The sequence below is a fragment of the Gracilimonas sp. genome (genome assembly GCF_035704785.1).
GTDB lineage: Bacteria > Bacteroidota > Rhodothermia > Balneolales > Balneolaceae > Gracilimonas.
Genome location: NZ_DASSWP010000125.1, coordinates 1 through 18,946, shown reverse-complemented (window position 1 = coordinate 18,946; position 18,946 = coordinate 1). Strand labels below are relative to the sequence as shown.

The 18,946-nt window shown below is 42.7% G+C and carries 16 protein-coding genes and 1 tRNA gene; 5 read left to right on the top strand and 12 right to left on the bottom strand.

The genetic code is table 11. The features are described from left to right. Positions 1-368: 368 nt before the first annotated feature. Entirely contained in the window at positions 369-608 is a 240-nt protein-coding gene (locus VFM80_RS07525; protein ID WP_395071105.1) for a DUF2306 domain-containing protein, read from the bottom strand. Between the two features lie 370 nt (positions 609-978). Between VFM80_RS07525 and VFM80_RS07520 the strand changes: the two genes are divergently transcribed. Then, a complete protein-coding gene (locus VFM80_RS07520) occupies positions 979-2,148 on the top strand; it encodes a citrate/2-methylcitrate synthase (protein WP_395071103.1) in 1,170 nt (389 codons plus the stop codon). 664 nt (positions 2,149-2,812) lie between these two features. Here VFM80_RS07520 and leuS read toward each other — a convergent pair. The 3 genes from leuS to VFM80_RS07505 form a co-directional block, all read right to left on the bottom strand. Next, entirely contained in the window at positions 2,813-5,344 is a 2,532-nt protein-coding gene (leuS, locus tag VFM80_RS07515) for a leucine--tRNA ligase (RefSeq protein WP_395071101.1), read from the bottom strand. A gap of 101 nt (positions 5,345-5,445) precedes the next feature. Next, complete coding sequence (locus VFM80_RS07510) at positions 5,446-5,823, bottom strand: type II toxin-antitoxin system VapC family toxin (RefSeq protein ID WP_395071099.1); 378 nt, start codon at positions 5,821-5,823, stop codon at positions 5,446-5,448. Beyond that, positions 5,820-6,026, bottom strand: a complete 207-nt coding sequence (locus VFM80_RS07505) for an AbrB/MazE/SpoVT family DNA-binding domain-containing protein (protein ID WP_395071097.1) — start codon at positions 6,024-6,026, stop codon at positions 5,820-5,822. Before VFM80_RS07505 ends, VFM80_RS07510 begins: the two co-directional genes overlap by 4 nt. Before the next feature lie 157 nt (positions 6,027-6,183). Here VFM80_RS07505 and VFM80_RS07500 point away from each other — a divergent pair, with 157 nt between their 5' ends. Further along, positions 6,184-7,320 carry a DUF885 family protein gene (locus tag VFM80_RS07500; RefSeq protein WP_395071095.1) on the top strand — a complete coding sequence of 379 codons (1,137 nt, stop codon included), beginning with the start codon at positions 6,184-6,186 and terminating at the stop codon, positions 7,318-7,320. A 41-nt stretch (positions 7,321-7,361) separates the two neighbouring features. Further along, complete coding sequence (locus tag VFM80_RS07495) at positions 7,362-7,880, top strand: DUF885 family protein (RefSeq protein ID WP_395071094.1); 519 nt, start codon at positions 7,362-7,364, stop codon at positions 7,878-7,880. Positions 7,881-7,956: 76 nt separating this feature from the next. Here the strand turns inward: VFM80_RS07495 and VFM80_RS07490 are convergent, their stop codons facing one another. From VFM80_RS07490 to gatB, 6 genes are all read right to left on the bottom strand, one after another. After that, positions 7,957-9,000, bottom strand: a complete 1,044-nt coding sequence (locus VFM80_RS07490) for an acyl-CoA reductase (protein WP_395071092.1) — start codon at positions 8,998-9,000, stop codon at positions 7,957-7,959. Positions 9,001-9,163: 163 nt separating this feature from the next. Next, positions 9,164-10,141 carry a hypothetical protein gene (locus tag VFM80_RS07485; protein ID WP_395071090.1) on the bottom strand — a complete coding sequence of 326 codons (978 nt, stop codon included), beginning with the start codon at positions 10,139-10,141 and terminating at the stop codon, positions 9,164-9,166. Between the two features lie 231 nt (positions 10,142-10,372). Further along, positions 10,373-11,650 (bottom strand): phosphoribosylamine--glycine ligase, encoded by a 1,278-nt coding sequence (gene purD, locus VFM80_RS07480; RefSeq protein WP_395071088.1) that lies wholly within the window; start codon positions 11,648-11,650, stop codon positions 10,373-10,375. Position 11,651: 1 nt separating this feature from the next. Further along, positions 11,652-12,419 (bottom strand): triose-phosphate isomerase, encoded by a 768-nt coding sequence (gene tpiA, locus VFM80_RS07475; protein ID WP_395071086.1) that lies wholly within the window; start codon positions 12,417-12,419, stop codon positions 11,652-11,654. A gap of 20 nt (positions 12,420-12,439) precedes the next feature. Further along, positions 12,440-13,801: a peroxiredoxin family protein gene (locus tag VFM80_RS07470; RefSeq protein ID WP_395071084.1), complete on the bottom strand. Its 1,362-nt coding sequence runs from the start codon at positions 13,799-13,801 to the stop codon at positions 12,440-12,442. Between the two features lie 19 nt (positions 13,802-13,820). Further along, complete coding sequence (gatB, locus tag VFM80_RS07465; protein ID WP_395071082.1) at positions 13,821-15,269, bottom strand: Asp-tRNA(Asn)/Glu-tRNA(Gln) amidotransferase subunit GatB; 1,449 nt, start codon at positions 15,267-15,269, stop codon at positions 13,821-13,823. Between the two features lie 225 nt (positions 15,270-15,494). Between gatB and VFM80_RS07460 the strand changes: the two genes are divergently transcribed. After that, positions 15,495-16,301, top strand: coding sequence for a dienelactone hydrolase family protein (locus tag VFM80_RS07460; protein WP_395071080.1), 807 nt, complete (start codon positions 15,495-15,497; stop codon positions 16,299-16,301). An 86-nt stretch (positions 16,302-16,387) separates the two neighbouring features. Then, positions 16,388-16,469, top strand: a tRNA-Leu gene (locus tag VFM80_RS07455). 36 nt (positions 16,470-16,505) lie between these two features. Here the strand turns inward: VFM80_RS07455 and VFM80_RS07450 are convergent. Beyond that, positions 16,506-17,981 carry an N-6 DNA methylase gene (locus VFM80_RS07450; RefSeq protein ID WP_395071078.1) on the bottom strand — a complete coding sequence of 492 codons (1,476 nt, stop codon included), beginning with the start codon at positions 17,979-17,981 and terminating at the stop codon, positions 16,506-16,508. A 12-nt stretch (positions 17,982-17,993) separates the two neighbouring features. After that, positions 17,994-18,946, bottom strand: a 953-nt coding sequence (locus tag VFM80_RS07445) for a hypothetical protein (RefSeq protein ID WP_395071076.1), incomplete at its 5' end; no start/stop codon positions are given.

Sequence of the window (18,946 nt, the reverse complement as noted above, 5' to 3'; positions counted from 1 at the left end):
CAAAAAAAAAAAAACGCAAATTAAACTTATATATTTATTCATAATGTTTTAGAAAACCTCATGATAGATCAATATTCAAGCATCGGTTTCGATACATCGAGCAGAAGCTGAAAGAACAAGACAAGGCGCTCAAAGACTCTTCCCTGGAAGAGATGGATGCGTATTGGAATGAGGCAAAAGATCTGGATTAGTTAATCAGCTTTTTTGCTACCGAATTTTGTCACAAAATACGGTTTCTTCTTTTTAATAAAGTAAGCACCAATTACAACGGTGATAATAGTTGCGGCTGCAATCAAAACCCAAAAATCCGTCATACCTGAAAAACTAAAGAACCTCGTAAAAGTTTCTGACCAAAAAGCTGCATACAATCATCCTACCACCGACCAATTCATGAATTCATAATGGTATTCCACCCAAGTATCCTTTGGCTTTTTTCTATAGGCTGGAATGAACCCGGCAAAAACTGTTGCGAGACTGAATAGGGCAAAGACATGGAATGGCCTAAAATATCCGAATAATTGATAAATGGTTAATGCTGAGATATTCAACCCAATCATACAAATTACATACACATATCCGAATATTTTGTGTCTCCTTTTCTCATTAATATAATTATAGCTCCAAATACCATCGAAAGAATGGCAAATAAGAAATGTATAAGGCCGACCACATTGAAGTGGTACGTATCCATAAAGATCATTTGTCTATTTAATACGAGCCAAATAAAGTCATGTTTCAAAAATCCGATAATGCATTTTCCTAACTTCATATTATCTTCAAACTATCTGATTTCATTACAATCGTTTAATACTTTTTCACTTAATTTTGTGCATCGATTTTAGTATATTCGATGCTCTTCTCAAAAGAGAATTGGAAAAATTTACACCGGCTTTAAACGCTTTGGAAGTGAGATTCGTTAACAGCGTTAAGTTGGCTCTTATCGAGTAATTTATCTTTAACATTAAATTTGGAGAAACAATGTCAGAAGGCATTCATACAGGCTTTGACGAGCAACAATATCCTCACATCAACAGAGGCCTTGACGGTATCGTAGCTTTTTCAACTACCAAGAGTTTTATAGATGGTCAGAAAGGCGAACTCATCTATTCCGGCTATCTGATCGATACCCTGGCTGAAAATGCCACATTCGAAGAAGTATGCTTCTTGTTATGGAATGACCGCCTCCCAAATGCTAAAGAACTCGAAAGCCTGAAGAAATTATTGGTTGAGAACAGAGATATACCACAACCGGTTTTAGAGTACATCCAGGCTACAGATAAAGGTGCTGAGCCAATGGCGGTTCTCAGAACTGCAGTTTCAATGCTGGCCGATTTTGACGACACCAAAGGTAAGTACGATGAAAAACTTTTCGAAGGACAGGCAATTGCCATCACTGCTAAGATACCGACTATTATTGCTGCCTTCGATCGTGTAAGACATGGCAAGGAAGTAGTATCCCCTCTTAAAGAAGGAAGCACAGCTTTTAACTTTCTTTATATGCTGAACGGTGAAAAGCCGGGCGAGCAAGCTGAGAAAACTATGGATCTCTGCCTGATACTTCATGCTGAACACGGAATGAATGCCTCCACATTTACCTGCAGAACTATCTGTGCTACCCAATCTGATATGTACTCTGCGGTAACAGGAGCAATCGGTGCATTAAAAGGGCCTCTACACGGCGGAGCTAACACTGCTGTAATGAATACATTGCTTGAACTGGATAAAGATCCGGATACTGCTGATGCTGTGGAATTCACCAAAAAGAAACTAGCAAACAAAGAGAAGATTTCCGGCTTTGGTCACCGCGTGTACAAGACCTTTGATCCCCGAGCCCGATTGCTTCAAAAAATGTCCAAAGACCTCTCCGAAGAAACCGGACATGAAGAATTATACGAATGGTCAATGGACATGCTGAACACCATGAAGAGCGAAAAAGATATTGATCCTAATGTAGACTTCTTTTCAGCTACGGTATATTATTCCATTGGAATTCAGCCTGATCTTTTCACCTGTATCTTTACCATGAGCCGTGTATCAGGTTGGACCGGTCACTTTATGGAACAAGCCGCAAACAACCGTTTGATCCGCCCACGTGCTCTTTACGTTGGTGAGAAGCACCTTAATTGGGTGCCTGTTGAAAAGCGGTAAATAATTAAGTCATTGGGCGAATGCGATTCGCCCAATGACTTTACTCGCTCCGATGCTCTGCGTCGGAGCGTTTTTTTATCTAAACAATTTTTATTGAGCTTACCAAGCCTGTTCGGTTTTCCGGACAGGCTTTTTTATTGGGATTATCTAAGTAACTATACTTTAGTTATTGCTTTGAAATTAACACCCATTTCTCCATTTTATCTTCGTTATTCCAATGATAACTGAATAGAATTGGTAATGTAGCAATGTTGGCAATCAGTGTGAAACCCACTCAAAGGCTAAAATGAATAAACTACTGACTAACAAAAATTTGACGATTATAAATTTTTCAATCGTTTCCTATTTTATCCTGATCTATTTGATCAACCTCTATAGCATAGAATCTTTTCTAATCAGCTTTTTCGGAGAACTGCTAACCATACCTTTTCTATTTGCCCAAATAGTTTTTTTAGTCATCGGAATTAGGCAAATAATAAAACACCAAAGAAATCTCCTGACCATAATTAGTGTCTTATTCTTAGCAGCTTGTACTCTTCTTACATTCGGAAGCCTCTTTTATAGGATATTGACATAGAAAAAGCTGATTGACTTTTTCATCTCGTTCGTAAGGCATGCCAGAACCTCCGGTTCCAAAAAAGCAAAAACGGCTCAGCGAGCCGTTTTACTTAATCACCAGATTGACGATCCGTCCAGGCACAAAGATCTCCTTCACCAAATTCCCTTCTTCCAGGTATTTGGCTACGTTCTCTTCTGATTTTGCTAAGCCAAGCACATATTCCTTGTCTTTGGCTTTGGCTGCATCCACTTCGATATCGGCACGGACTTTACCGTTCACCTGAACCGGATAAGTGATCGTATCATCCTTCAGATATTCTTCGTTGAATGCAGGCCACTCTTCGTACGCCAACGTATTTTCATGACCAAGCATTCTCCATAACTCTTCAGTGATATGAGGAGCAAATGGATTCAGGATCTGAATAAATTCCTTGGCTACCGAAAGGGGAATTTCCTTCCAGGTATTGGCTTCGTTCACGAAGATCATCAGCGCAGAGATCCCGGTATTGAATCGTAAGCTCTCTATGTCTTCCGTTACTTTTTTAATGGCTTCATGCAGCGGCTTCAGGTGTTCTTTCGTCGCTTTCATCTCTTTCACTTTGTCAGAGATCTCGCCCGAATCGTCATCCACCAATAATCTCCAGACGCGATTAAGGAATCGGTTCACCCCTTCCACTCCTTTGGTACTCCACGGCTTCACCTGTTCCAGCGGACCCATGAACATCTCATATAATCGCAGCGAATCAGCTCCGTACTGGGCGATCACATTATCCGGATTGATGACATTCCCGCGACTCTTGGACATTTTATGGGCACGAGCTTCTACTTTGGTATCAGTTCCTTTTAGGACAAATCCTTCACCCTTTTTCTCCACTTTGTCTTCAGCAACCTTCTCTCCATCAGGGCCGGTGAATTCCATTTCACCCAGGATCATCCCTTGGTTTACCAATTTCTGAAATGGTTCTTTCGTGGAAACAACACCGATATCATAAAGCACTTTGTGCCAAAAACGGGCATACAACAGGTGAAGCACCGCATGTTCAGCTCCACCAACATACAGATCCACCGGCATCCAGTATTTTTCGTAATCGGGATCAACGGGACCGCCCTCAAACTCAGGGCTGATGTAGCGCAAATAGTACCAACAAGAACCCGCCCATTGCGGCATGGTGTTGGTTTCCCGCTTCGCAGGTTTTCCGGTTTCGGGATCGGTGGTGTTTACCCAATCTGTGGCATTGGCCAATGGCGGCTCCCCATCTCCGGTAGGCTGATATTTGTCAACTTCGGGAAGCGTAACAGGTAACTCCGATTCAGGAAGCGCTTTATGCTCACCATCCACATGGATGATCGGAAACGGCTCCCCCCAATAACGCTGACGGGAGAACAGCCAGTCACGCAGTTTATAGTTTACGGATTTCTGTCCCGCTCCTTTTCCTTCCAGCCAGAGGATGATTTTCTTCTTGGCATCTTCAATATTCAGTCCATTCAAAAACTCACTATTTATAGCCGGACCTTCGCCGGTATATGCCTTTCCATCAAAATCTTCAGGTGGTTCAACAGTGCGGATAATCTCCAGATCAAATTTCTCAGCAAATTCCCAGTCACGATCATCCTGTCCCGGTACTGCCATGATGGCGCCGGTTCCGTAACTCGCCAGCACATAATCTGCGATCCAGATCGGGATCTCTTTTCCGGTTGCAGGATTGATGGCATAGGCCCCGGTGAAAGCTCCGGTTTTGTCTTTATTCAGTTCCTGTCGCTCCAGATCGGATTTCTTGGCAGCCTTTTCTTTATAATCTTCAATGGCTTTCTTTTGCTCATCCGTAGTGATCTTGTCTACCAAATGATGCTCCGGTGCCAACACCATATATGTGGCTCCAAAAATGGTATCGGGACGGGTTGTAAATACTCTTAGCTTCTCATCATAGTTCGCAATTTGAAAGTCGATCTCAGCGCCAATCGATTTCCCAATCCAATTACGCTGCATTTCCTTGAGCGATTCCGGCCAGTCCAGTTTTTCCAGATCCTGCAGCAGTTCTTCGGCATATTCGGTGATCTTGAGCACCCACTGCCGCATTGGTTTACGGACTACAGGATATCCGCCTACTTCGCTCTTTCCATCCACCACTTCCTCATTCGCCAGTACGGTTCCCAGCTCGGGACACCAATTCACAGCCACTTCATCTTCGTATGCCAATCCTTTTTTATAAAGCTGAAGGAAGATCCATTGCGTCCATTTATAGTAATTTGGATCCGTTGTGTTTACTTCCCGATCCCAGTCGTAGCTGAAACCGATAGCCTGAAGCTGTTCCCGGAATTTATTCACATTCTTTTCGGTAGTAATGCGTGGATGCGTACCGGTCTTTACAGCATACTGTTCAGCAGGAAGTCCGAAGGCATCCCAGCCGATCGGGTGCAATACATTAAATCCATTCATGCGTTTATATCGCGAGATGATATCCGTTGCGGTATAACCTTCCGGGTGACCAACATGCAACCCTGCCCCACTTGGATACGGAAACATATCCAGTACATAATATTTGGGTTTGGAAGTATCAGTGGGAGTTTTGAAGGTCTTATTTTCGAGCCAGTACTTTTGCCACTTGGTCTCGATGTTTTCCGGTTTGTAGGAATGCATTAATGAATGGTTGAATTTGTTTTCTTTTGCGAACCTCAAAGATAAGCCATTATTGAAACCATTGAAATGGTTTTTCCGAGGAAATCAGTGTGGAAGATTTCTTAAGTCTTTTTTGTGAAATAATTGACACCTTCTGACCCTTCAAAATCAGAATCCAATGTCCATAATTCAGCATTGTATTTTTGAGCAATGGCATAGATCATGGAGTCCGCCATGGGAAGCTTTTTCTCAGCATTGATCTGCGCTGCTGTCAATGCAATTTCCTGATCAACTGAGATCTCTTTTCCATTAGCCATCAGAGCAATACCGTCAAGCGCTTTTGATTTCCCCAGTTCCCTGTTTAAGACTTTATACACTTCGTAAAAACAGATAGAAGGAACCAGTAACTGTTCATCATTTTCGATAATGGGTTCAAAAACATCCGCATGCTTGTCATCTGTAAAAAATTCCAGCCATCCCGATGAGTCCAATACATTCAAAACCGATCCTCTTCTCTTTCGAGCGAAGTATCAATTCCCTTTGCAAAACCTCTTAATGATTTAGCTTCGGGCACCGGAACAACTTCTATCTTGCCGTCAATCGGTATCATTCGAACTCTCTGACCTGCTTTTAGGTTCAATGATTTTCTGACTTTGGCAGGAATAACAACCTGAAATTTTGGAGATATTTTTACAGTTTCCATATCGTTTTACGATTAATTGATCGATGCAATATACGTAAAATGCACTTTAGAACCATAGCTCTTGGTTTTAGCGTTTCAAGAATCCTTTACAATTTCTGCATATCAATTTTGCCAAAAAATGCTTTTCATTGCTTTACCTATTAATCAACCCTTCGTTATGCGCTCAATTTTTACGGTTCTGATCTTCTCACTATTTACCCTTTCCGTTTCGGCTCAATCTATTGCCGACATGATCACCACCTACCGCGCCGATTATGGTGCCCTTGATCGCAAATATGACGTTGATCCCTCTGTAGAGCATTTTGATCGCTTTGATGAGTTTTATGCTGATTGGCTGCAAAAGTTGGAAGATCTCGATTTCGCAGAACTTTCTCATCCTCAACAAGTAGATTACCTGCTTTTCAAAAATGACCTGCAGCGCTCCGCTTACTTTCTCAATGCAGATAGGGATCGGTTTAACAATATCTCCCAATTCCTTCCTGCAACCGGAGAGGTCATGAATTTCATCAATCAGCGCAGGAATGGCAATTCCATGGATGGAAAGGAAGTTGCGGCTTGGTTCAACAACTGGAATTCAGCGGTTCACACCAAAAAAGCGGAGTTGGAATCGCATGGACTTTTGGCTAAAAGAGAAGCCGTCTATCTCTCTGATGCCATAGAGGAACTGCGTGAAGGAATCGAAGAAGCGTATGGGTTCTATTACGGCTATGACCCGGACTTCACCTGGTGGGTGGAAGAGCCGTTCAAAGCGTTGAATGCCTCCCTTGAGGAGTATGCTGAAATGTCTGAAGCTCACTTTGATGGTGAGAAAGAAGCCGCTGATGAAAGCGGGATCGTTGGGAATCCTATCGGAGAAGGTGAGATCAATCGCCGATTGGGTTTTGAGATGATCTCCTACACTCCGCAGGAACTGATCGATATTGCCAACGAGCAATACGAGTGGACCTTCAATGAAATGCTGAGAGCTTCCCGAGAGCTGGGCTACGGGGATGACTGGAAAGCAGCCCTTGAGTACGTGAAAACCACCCATGTTCCGGCCGGAGAGCAACCACCTCTCGTTAAAGACCTGGCCGAAGAAGCCGTTACTTTCCTGGAAGATCGTGATTTGGTGACCATTCCCGATCTCGCCAAAGAAACCTGGCGTATGGTGATGTTAAGTCCCGAGTGGCAGAAAATTGCCCCTTTCTTTTTAGGAGGTGAAACCGTCAGGATCGCCTACCCTACCAACACCATGACACATGAAGAGAAAATGATGAGCATGCGCGGAAATAATCCACATTTCTCTAAGCCGTAGTACATCATGAATTGATCCCGGGTCACCATCTGCAGCAGTTTATGAATCAACGTTATGAGACGCACCGACGGATGTTTGGCACTCCATTCTGGACGGAAGGCTGGGCGCTTTATTGGGAGTTTGTGCTTTGGGAGAAAGACTTCCCGAACAATCCTGAAGATAAGATCGGGATGCTGTACTGGAGAATGCACCGTGCGGCCCGAATTGTCTTTTCGCTGAATTACCACCTCGGCAATTGGACTCCACAGGAATCCATCGATTATTTAGTTGATAAAGTGGGACACGAATACGCCAATGCCGAAGCAGAAGTCCGGCGTTCGTTTGAGGGTAACTACGGACCGCTCTACCAGATCGCCTACATGGTGGGAGCCATGCAGTTCTACTCCCTCCGAATGGAACTGGTGGATTCCGGCCAAATGACCGAAAAAGAATTTCATGATACCATCCTTCAAAACAACAGTATTCCCGTGGCCATGGTTAAGGCACTGCTGACCGAACAGGAACTGACACCCGATTTCAGATCCGAATGGAAGTTTGGGGATTATATTGAGGGGATGTAGTAAAAACTTGGTCATCCTACAGGCCAGTTAATCATGGTTCCAGTTTTTGAACCTTGATTTATGGGATTGGCAGGATTTACCTGATTAATTCTCTGATCACATCCACCCCATCCGGTTTCCACCAAATGGGTGGATTTTGAGCTTGTGATAACGGATCTGTTTTCAATCTTTCAATTTCTGAACCTGCTGTGTAAACCGATTGAACAACCTCACCAAATTTCATCCTGAGCGCCCTTACTATCTCCTCATCTCCCTGCACCCAGTTCACCGTAAAATCCGTTTCGGGTAATTCTTCGGTTTCCTGTATCAAAAAATGCTCCAACCACAGCTGATTGCGTTGAATTCCTTCGTTGTAAGCAAATTGGTACTTCAATTCGGGTGCCGGTTTTTGATGTTGTGGGTTTTCTTTCCAGAAGTTTTGAATGGATGTTCGCAGTTCCTCTTTAACTTCATCCAGCTCGAATTCGGCCACCACTACAGCCACCGATCTACATCCTTTTCCGCCATATCGAAGCATGGCTTCCACCAATTCTTCTTTTATCTCTTCATTCCACTTATTCAAAAAAACCATCGAAAACTTAGCGGTTCGGATGAGATAAGTTGCATTCGGTTTGGCGGCACTCCGCTTCTGGATTCCTGCTTTAACATCAGGAACAGAGTTCTCGGATCCGGCAAAAACTACGCTGTCTGCTTCCAGATTTTCAAAGGAATCGAGATCGGTAGAAAATTGGATCTCTTGTCCGATATTCGCTTGTTGAATTTCTTTCAGGAATGACCCGAGCAGATGTGGATCTTTTCTGGAGAGTTTCCCATAATAATCTGCTCCGGAGAGGATCACTCCAATTGCGGTTTGAAAACCTACCAGTGGCAAATTCCCCGCGTGCAGACAGAGTACTTTTTTGTCCTTGGCATTCTTTTCATCAGTCAGTCCGGCCCTCTTTACCCATTCTTCAACATCACCGTTTTCTACATTTCCTCGAAGTACAGAAAGCTGATGCTGTATGTCTTCCGAGCTGAATAATCCTTCTGAAATGGTTTTCTCTACTGCTTTTTGGAGAGTCTGATTTTCAGGATCAAGCCAGTTTTTAACAGTTTGGGTTATATCGATCGCTGATTTCACGGATTGCGCTGATTTATTTTTTGATTTGTGAACTGCAAATAAGGTACGGGTTTTGATATAACTTCACTGCAAGCCGGAGCTTGCGGGACTGCGTTACGAAGGTGTACCTTCATAACGAGTTTTTTAATACTATAATCAGTGCAATCCGTGAAATCAGCGACCCTTAATCATGGTTGATCAGGAAATTGCAGCCGCGGAGATTTTGAGGATTCCATCTGCCCAATACCTGGAACTTACCATCTTCTCGCTGGATGCCTTTGTCACCGGTGAGGATGAATGAGCAGGAATACAGATTTGCCAGATCGATAACACCAATAAGTCCTTCTTCCCCGTTCTCCACTTCTTTCATCGGATCTTTTGGATCCCGGATACTTACCTTCATCCACGGTACACATTCAAACCATAAACTGCCTTGGGCATAGGCCTGGGACAGCAATTCGGTCATGCCGTATTCGGAGTGTATTTGGGTTTGGGGAAGTCCAAATCCTTTGGCCAACTGTTGATGTAATTGCTCTTTTGTGATTTCCCTGCGGTGTGTTTTCATTCCACCCGTCTCAAGGATCACAGAATCTTCAGGAAGCTGAACCGGATGATTCTCCAGTATATCCATCAACCCAAAAGCGGCACCAAAAAGCATCAGTTTCTTTCCTGACTGCTGAATTTTATCCAGCTCAGATTCATCCAGTCTTTTTCCTAACTCCAGAAACTTACTCAACCCTGACTCCTCCCGTTCGATCAGCGTGTTCAACATCCAAATCAATGAAGAATTGGGGTTTTGATTGTAGCCCGGTGTATAGGCCCAGATTACGTATTCATCCAGATCATAAAAATATTGCATCCCCCGGATGATGGATTGGTGATAAAGCTCAGGCTCTATAAGATAGTGTCGGCTCCTTTCCATCCCAGTCGTTCCACTGCTTTGGAAAAATGTTGAATGTTCCGCAGTGGTTATGACTTCTGTGTCTTTGAATGCTTGGATTGGCAGTAATGGAATTTCTTGAGGGGTTTGTACATTCCGGATTTCCAAGGCATCACAAAATCGTTGATAGGTGGGATTATTTTGCTTTTGAAATTCAAAAATTCGCAGAACTTTTTCTTCAAAACTCAGGCTATCATCAAAAATAGAATCTGAAGTGATCATCTTTCCGGGACTGCTCTTAATCCACTTTTTACCCTCCCCTTAATCCCCTCCCAGGAGTGGAATTGGGCCACAGAACATCCAACACTGAATATCGAACATAGAACTTGATCAAGCCTCACCCTGATCGATGTACATCGAAGCTGAAATAACTTTTTATTCGATATGGAGCATTCACAATTCAAAATTCATGCCCGTTCTTCCTTAAACGTTCAGTGTTGGATGTTCGATGTTCTAATGTTTTAACCCTTTTGCTCCAATATCCGAACGGTAGTAGGCTTTTTCAAAGGTTACTTTCTTGACTTCGTTGTAGGTGGCATTAATAGCTTCTTTTAGCCCTTTTCCTGAACCTACAATGTTGAGTACGCGTCCGCCATTTGTATAGATCTTTCCATCCTCTTCTTTGGTTCCTGCATGAAAAACGATCGCATTTTCAATCTTATCCAAACCGGTTATCTCCTTCCCTTTTTCATAAGATTCAGGATATCCACCGGAAGCCAAGACCACACAACAGCGCACTTCATCATCAAACTTAATATCTACATTCCCAAGTTTCACCTGAGTTGCCGCCACCATGATCTCCAGCAGATCTGATTGCAACCTTGGTAGGATCACCTGGCATTCCGGATCTCCGAAACGACAGTTATACTCAACTACTTTGGGGCCGGCTTCCGTGATCATCAACCCACAATACAAAAATCCAACATAGGGATTTTCTTCTTCTTTCATACCCGAAATAGTTGGCTCTATGATCTCTTTTTCAACTCTTGCCAATACTTCATCAGTAACTATCGGAGCCGGTGAGTATGCCCCCATGCCACCCGTATTCAGTCCGGTATCGCCTTCCCCAATTCGCTTATGATCCTGTGCATTACCGATCACCTTGTACGAGGTTCCATCTGAAATTGCGAAAACCGAAGCTTCTTCACCTGTCATAAATTCTTCGATCACCAGTCGGCTGGCAGCTTCCTTGAGCGGGGAATTAGTCTTCAGATTCTCCAAAATTTTCATGGCTTCGGCTTCCGTTTCGGGAATGAAGACCCCTTTACCGCCGGCAAGTCCATCCGCTTTCAGCACTACCGGATATTTGCCTTGTTTCCTGATATAGGCCGCTGCTTCATCGAAATCTTCCTGATCAAAAACCTTATACGCTGCCGTTGGTATTTGATGGCGCTGCATGAATTCCTTAGCAAATTCCTTACTGCCTTCGAGCATAGCGGCCTGCAGCTTGGGGCCAAAAACGGGATGAAGCTTGGCTTCCAGGAAATTTGCGATTCCATCTACCAAAGGTTGTTCAGGTCCTACAACAGTTATGTCAATTTCATTTTCTTGTATAAAAGACCAGATCTCATCAAAGTCTGAAATGGACAACTCTGCATTCTCTCCAAGCTCAGATGTCCCTGGATTTCCCGGTCCAATGTATAATTTCTTTAGCAGCGGAGATTTATTAATACTCCATGCCAGAGCATGCTCACGGCCACCGCTTCCCAATAGCAGAACGTTATATTTCATGTCAGCTCAGTTCTTCTGCAATTGTGATGATCTCAGAGAAGCTGTCAGCATCAAGACTGGCTCCGCCAATGAGTCCGCCATCCACATCAGGCTGGCTCAGAAGTTCGTGTGCATTTGCCGGCTTCATACTTCCACCATACAGAATATTGATCTGCTCAGCTGTCTCATTACTGTAAATATCAGAGATGACTGTTCGGATATATTCATGCATTACCTGTGCCTGTTCAGGGGTAGCGGTCTCACCTGTCCCTATTGCCCAGATGGGTTCGTAAGCAATAACTACATCCAGTGCATTAGTTTCTGAAATCCCCTTAAGTGCAGCTGTAATTTGATCCTTTACCAGCTCAAAATGTTCGTCTTTTTGGCGCTCTTCAAGACTTTCCCCTACACAAATGATCGGTGCCAGTTTGTGCTCAAGGGCTATTTGTGTCCTTTTGTTCACGCTTTCATCCGTTTCCCCGAAATACTGACGCCGCTCAGAATGCCCAACAATCACGTAATTGCATCCGCTTTCGGCAAGCATACTTCCGCTTATCTCACCGGTAAAGGCTCCGTTTTCTTCAAAATGCAGGTTTTGAGCACCAACCTGAATGTCAGTGTCATACAAATATTTTACTGCCATGCCGATAGATACAAACGGAGGGCAAACCAATACATCCACATGTTCATCAACTTCAGCCTTCTTGGTTTTAAGGCCTTCCAGCAATTCTGCAGCATCGTAGGGGCCGCAATTCATTTTCCAGTTACCTGCTATTAATAGTCTTCGCATGATGTGAGTGTAATTAAAATTTAACTTGGTGCGTTAACTTCTCTAAATGCTTGATTTAACCCCTGAATTACATCATCGAACTCTCCCCGCTCATATTTCCGGATCAATACTCCGTTCTTATCGATCAATAATCGGGTTGGAACCTGTATAACATTGAATTTCTGTATCACCTGTTGTACATCAAAAGTCCCTATTTTTGCTACTGACCATGCTTTACGGCGTTCTTCAAAAAATGCGTTTACAGTTACTTCACTTTGGTCAAGAGGAATAGTGAAGATCTCTAAACCGTAGTTTTTATAGATCTCATTAATGATAAGCGTACGGTCGTAATCATTTTGATATTCATAATTTGCTACCGGAGAGATCTCAAGAATATAGGTAGTTCCTTCCAGCCTGCTGTTATTTACCGTATCTCCATCCATCGTAATAAAAGAAAACTCAGGAGCAGAAACGCCCGGAGCTAAATAATTCAGATCATAACGAATGGTTCTAGCCCATTTTTTTGAAGCAGGTCCGGTATAATTTTTTTCATATTTATCCAATAATTCCTTTGCTTGCCTAACTCTTGAACTGTCAAAATACATCTGAATCTTATTTCGTTGCACAAATTCCCGAGCAGATTCATTCGTGGATATTTCTGCCAAAGAATCCAGATAGTTGGAAGCAGCTTCAAAGCCTTTGCTTTCTGCGATATAAGGTTTACCCAGGTTGAGTGCAACCGAGATCATGTAGTCTTCCGGTAATGCCGTATCTATTTTATCCAACATCTCTTCCGGATCTAAACTGCTTAACAATTCAGCTGCTTTTTCTGCTGCCAGATAAGAAGCTATCGTATTTTCATGGGCTTCATAAACCTGCCAATATAAGTCTGACCACTTTTCGATCTCATCCACAATCTGAGAGTCCGGTATGGCTCCGCTTCTTGCATAAGCCCCGACCCTTTGAAAACTTCGCTCCACCCGGTTAAGCGTGCGCATAGCTTCGTGTTCCCTGGATTCTAAAACCAGGCTTTCAGCCACATCCGGAAGTTCGGCATTTACTGTTAACGTATCATTATCTGCAAGAATCACTCTCAAATTTGATAAGTCATAATTGTTACGACTTAGTACGAGGGTATAGTAATTTTTTGCAGGGAAATTTACCGTGCCAGTAAAATTTCCATCTACATCAGTTTGAGTATAAAAGAGGGTATCAATAGGCGCATTAACAGAATCCTGCTTTATTATAGCGATCCCAATATCCGAATAATCACCGCTGTCATCCAAAGAGTCAGCAACAGTTATCTTGCCTTTAACAATGGTTTCAAGAGGCTTGGGTTCATTCGAACAAGCTGTCACCAACAGTAAAATAGCCAACGATGCTAATAGTGTGTAATTCTTCATGTTTATGTAATGACTGTTATCAGTCGTTTAATTTTTCTGTAATTAGATCTTTAACCAATTTCGGATTAGCCTTTCCTTTGGAAGCCTTCATAGCCTGGCCAACAAAAAATCCGATTAGCTGTGTTTTTCCTTCCTTATAACGTTTTACTTCGTCAGGATTGTCTTTAATAATTTCATCAACTATCGGGTCAAGAAATCCTGAATCAGAAACCTGAATTAAGTTCATTTCCTTTGCCAACACTTCAGGTTCTTTTTTGTCCTCGAGCATTGCATTGAATATTTGTTGCATTGCTGAAGAGTTAATTTTGTCCTCTTCTTTCAATTTAACCAATTCAGAGATCTTCTCCGCAGAAATTGAAAATTCACGAATATCGATACTTTGTTCATTCAGCACCCTCAATACTTCACTCAGTACAATATTGGAAGCAGCTTTTGGATTTCCAAGATGTTCTACCACTGCTTCATAATAGTCGGCCAGGTAACGGCTGTCTGTTAGAGTGATTGCATCATCAACACTCATTTCATAATCGTCCATAAACCTTTTACGGCGAACATCAGCCAGCTCAGGAAGTTCTTCACGAATGTCATCGAGCATTGCATCCGTCACATGGATCGGAGGAAGATCAGGCTCCGGAAAATAGCGGTAGTCATGTGCTTCTTCTTTTGAACGCATGGCACGACTCTGCAATTTTGAGGTATCCCAAAGCCGGGTTTGCTGAACTACCTCCCCTCCGTCTTCGATCAATTCTATTTGCCGATAAATTTCATAATGAATGGCACGTTCTACATTCCGGAATGAGTTCATGTTCTTAAGTTCAGTACGTGTACCAAACTTTTCCCTTCCCCTTGGGCGAACAGAAACATTCGCATCGCACCGCAAACTTCCCTCTTCCATATTGCCATCACAGATCTCCAGGTACTGAACGATCTGCTTGATCTTTGACAGGTAAGCATACGCTTCTTCGGGAGTCCTGAGATCCGGTTCAGATACAATTTCTATAAGCGGGGTTCCGGCACGATTCAGATCCACCAGCGTATTGTAAGGATCCTGATCGTGAATCGATTTCCCTGCATCCTCTTCCATATGAATTCGGGTGATCCCTATTCTCTTGTCATATTCGTCCAAAGAAATATCCACAAACCCATCAAAACAAATAGGAGTATCAAATTGCGAGATCTGATATCCTTTTGGAAGATCAGGATAAAAGTAATTTTTGCGGGCAAAGATCGACTTTTCGGCAACACTGCATTTCGTAGCCAATCCCATTTTTATGATATAACGAACCAAATTTTCGTTTATCACCGGCAGTGTTCCAGGATGTCCGAGACAAAGCGGTGTTACCTGGGAATTAGGTGCGCCTCCGTATTCAGTTTTAACTGCGGCAAAAGCCTTACTTTCTGTAAGTAGCTGGGCATGAACTTCGAGGCCAATTACCGCCTCGTATTTCTCGTGGGCAATAGTGCTCATTAAGATAATTTTCTATCAGGTTTTTCAGAGGATAGAAGATATTAAAGTTGTGTGACAGTTTGGAAAGTTTCTTTGATAAAGGTGCAAGGTTTTAGAGGCACAGTTCAAACGTTTTTAAACTTGTTTAATCTCCTTAATTATGCAGCGTTCCATTTTGTATTTTTCAGATGAAATGCTTTAACTGATAAGCAGGTTTCTTTGTGACTAACCAAATCTTATAGCATCATGAAAAAATCATTACTTACCGCCATCATCACATTATTAACGTTTTCTGTACTAGCTCAAGACTATGCCGTTGATCAGCTCGAAAACTCACCCCGCCATCACGAGTGGGTTACTATTGAGTCTAATAACAGAACCCTGCATAATTTTGTGGTCTACCCTGAGACATCAGAACCTGCACCGGTAGTTATTGTAATTCACGAAAACCGGGGACTTAATGACTGGGCCCGAAGTTTTGCAGACCAGTTAGCCGGCAAAGGATTTATAGCCGTGGCTCCAGACTTAATTTCGAACACGGTTGAAGGGATCGAAAAGACCGGTGATTTTGAAAACTCCGACGCGGCCCGACAGGCTCTTTACAACCTGGAACCGGAAAACGTTACGTCCGACCTGATGAATGTGCTGGAATATGCCAAGACCATAAAAGCAGGCGACGGAACTTTTGCCGTTGTCGGATTTTGCTGGGGAGGTTCACAATCTTTTCGTTTTGCCACCAATGCCGGTGAGGCCATTGATGCTGCTTTTGTTTTCTATGGCACAGGTCCCGGAGATACAGAAGCTTACTCGAATATAGAAGTTCCGGTCTATGGATTTTACGGAGGCAACGATCAGCGCGTAAACTCTACCATTACGGATTCGAAATCAGCCATGGAGCAATTTGGAAAAACTTATGAATATGAGATCTATGAGGGAGCCGGGCATGCATACATGCGCAGCGGTGATGATCCTGAAAAACCACAAGATGATCCAAATGTAAAGGCGAGAAATAAATCCTGGGATCGTTTGGTTTCTTTGCTGAATGACTTGTAAATAAATCTGATCTGTTTGGTGAAATAGCTTTAAAATATTTCTATCTTTGAAATCCCGATCTGGATTACCTTTTGGGGATTTTTTATGCCCGAGTGGCGGAATTGGTAGACGCGTGCGCTTCAGGTGCGTATGTCTTCGGACGTGGAGGTTCAAGTCCTCTCTCGGGTACTCAGCCCCATAAGACTTTTCTTGTGGGGCTATTTTTTACTCTTCCAATGAACTCACTATCTCCCTAAAACTTTCTAACCCTGCTTCAATGTTCTCAACGATTTCACCAGCCAGTATATCCGGATCAGGTAGATTATCCAAGTCAGTGAGGCTATCGTCTTTGATCCAAAAGATATCCATGCTGGTTTTGTCGCGGTTGGTGATTTCTTCGTAGGTGTACTTTCTCCACCGACCATCGGGATTATCTTCACTCCAGGTTTCTTTTCGATTGTGGCGATTTTCAGGATTGTAGAGCTCAACAAACTCTTTGAGGTCATCAAAGCTGAGTGGATGTTTTTTTAGGGTGTGGTGGATATTGGTTCTGTAGTCATAGTACCACACATCTTTTGTCCAGGGATCTTTGGAGGCGGGTTTGGCATCAAAGAAAACGACATTCGCTTTCACACCTTGAGCATAAAAGATACCGGTCGGTAAACGAAGAACTGTATGCACATCTGCATTTTGGAGGAGCTTTTTTCTTACGGTTTCTCCGGCACCGCCTTCAAACAATACATTATCAGGCAGAACTACCGCCGCTTCTCCATTGGCTTTCAGCATGGCGTTTATATGCTGAACGAAGTTGAGCTGTTTGTTGGATGAGGTTGCCCAGAAATCTTGTCGGTTGTAGGTGAGTGCTTCTCTGGATTGAGTCCCATCTTCATTGGTAACGGTGATGCTGCTTTTCTTACCAAAAGGAGGATTAGCCAGCACATAGTCGAACTTATCACTGGGTTCCGCTATAAGGCTGTCATTTCGGACAATAGGTGGTGTAGAGTTGATATCCCCAATGTTATGCAGAAACAAATTCATGAGCGCCATACGAGCCGTATTTGGTACGATCTCCCATCCTTTGAAGGTGTGGTATTTCAGGAACTCTTTTTGATCTTTATCGAGCTCGTAGTTTTCAAGTAGGTAGTCATAGGCAGCGAGGAAAAATCCACCGGTTCCGGCTGCGGGATCGGCAATGGTTTTCTTGGGTTCCGGGCGGACACACTCTACCATGGTTTTGATCAAAGCCCGAGGCGTGAAGTACTGTCCGGCGCCGGATTTCGTGTCCTCAGCGTTCTTTTCCAGCAATCCCTCATAGATATCGCCTTTCACATCCGCGCCCAGCATAACCCAATTTTCGGCGTCCAGCATTTGAATGAGCTTGTAGAGCTTAGCCGGGTCCTGAATTTTGTTTTGGGCTTTCACAAAAATCTGCCCAAGCATACCACTTTCTTTACCCAGTTCCCGGAGCAGGGTTACATAATGTTGTTCCAACTCAGAACCACTCTTTTCAGTCAGGCTTTCCCAATTATATTCTTCCGGGATGTTGGTATCTCTGTTGTAGGGTGGCTGACTGTATTCATGCGCCATCTTCAAAAACAGCAGATAGGTAATTTGCTCCAGGTAATCCCCGTAGCCAACGCCGTCATCTCTTAGAGTGTGACAGAAATTCCAAATCTTTTGTACGATTCCGTTGGTGGTCATGATATTATCCAATTAACTTTTTTTCCATAGTTCACCTTCTGTGATTTCAACAGACTTTAACTTCCCACGTTTCGATGCAGGCTGAGAATGTTGAAAAAGATCAATAACTATAAAAAAAATAGTTTTGCTGTTGTGTTGAACGAATGGCGTTTGTTGTGAATAATTTGCAAAAGTAAATTTCAGTTCTTCTTCACTTGTTTTGAATATTACTAAGTATCCAGAAGGTTGATTAAAGTCGAGTGTGTAATCATATATTTGTCTAAAGCCTTCAATTATGTAAGTTTTTCCTTTACTTTTTTCAGGGTTAAATATTTTAGCATCAGCTATTAAGCGGTCATTTGAAGATTGGGCAGATACCAAATCCGCTTCCCCTGATGCAGAAGAAGGTTCTATGTAAAATTCTATACCATTATCATATAGGTATTCATAAAATTTTAAAGCTAATAATTTCTCGCCCTTCTGAGTGTTTTCAGACCATAAATTGTACAGTTCTTCTTTTCCAAACCATTCACATTTATGTTTATACTTTAACAATAGCGATAAGATGTATCCACTGTCATCAAGGTTTTCATCTAAGTATTCATAGAAAGGTTCGACAAATAAGTCTTTGAAGGAATCAAGAGCTGCATTTGTGTTAGACTCATTGCTGTATCTGAACGCTATACTTCTTTCAATACTATCATCGTCTGATTCAGCACATTTTTTCAGAATTGAATACGAGGCCAATGTATTTTCTTTTTCAGTGTTAAATACAAGCGCTTGTTTGTCATTAATAATTTTATCAACATCCTCTGATACAAGTGATTTTTTACTATCCAATTCTTGTATCATCCCAGAAAAAATTGGCTGATCTAAAAGAAATCCCCAAAATTGTTTCAGAACATAGTGAAATACTCGCCATTCACTTGAATTGAGACGGCGGACTCTTTTTTGAAGTTTATATCTCAAATTTTGAACATAATCTT